We start from the raw sequence: 703 nt of genomic DNA on the forward strand, positions 1-703 counted from the left end.
GACTTGTACTGACGCAGGCCTGGACGGCTAACGCGCTTCACTTCTTCGATGACCGGACGGCCTTCGAAGTACTTCAGCTCGATGGACAGCAGTGGTTTGATTTCGCTGCTGATCTGATAACCCGCAATGTAACCTTCGTCCTTCAGGACTTTGGCAACAGCTACCTTCAAAGTAGAAGATGGCATGCTTACGACGGACTTTTCAGCCATCTGGGCATTACGGATTCGAGTTAGCATGTCCGCTAACGGGTCCTGCATACTCATGGGCTAGACGCTCCTAATACAAAAAAATTAGCCTTGCGGCTACTACTTGTCGCCGAGCTCATCCATGCGGAAAAAGCACGGGCTCAGGCGAGCCGGGTATTCTAGACACACCCCACAAATGAATCAAGCCCCAAAAGGGGCTTGATTCAAGTTCAAGGTCACCGGCGGTCAGGATCTTGCGATCCCGAGCACCGAGACTTTGATAGTGCTTACCAGCTGGCTTTAACCAGACCAGGTACGTCACCACGCATTGCAGCTTCACGCAGTTTGTTACGGCCGAGGCCGAACTTGCGGTAAACGCCGTGTGGACGACCGGTCAGGCGGCAGCGGTTACGCATGCGCGAGGCGCTTGCGTCACGTGGCTGCTTCTGCAGAGCTACTGTAGCTTCCCAACGCGCTTCTGGACTTGCGTTCAGATCAACGATGATAGCTTTCAGTGC

Annotated in this window: 2 protein-coding genes; both read right to left on the reverse strand. The window is 54.1% G+C overall.

The genetic code is table 11. The features are described from left to right. Positions 1-263: 30S ribosomal protein S8 (gene rpsH / locus AC1DRJ_RS31025; RefSeq protein WP_477805474.1), on the reverse strand; the 263-nt coding region annotated here is incomplete at its 3' end. Between the two features lie 209 nt (positions 264-472). Then, positions 473-703: 30S ribosomal protein S14 (gene rpsN / locus AC1DRJ_RS31030; RefSeq protein WP_477805475.1), on the reverse strand; the 231-nt coding region annotated here is incomplete at its 5' end.

This window comes from Pseudomonas sp. P5_B2 (genome assembly GCF_056400445.1).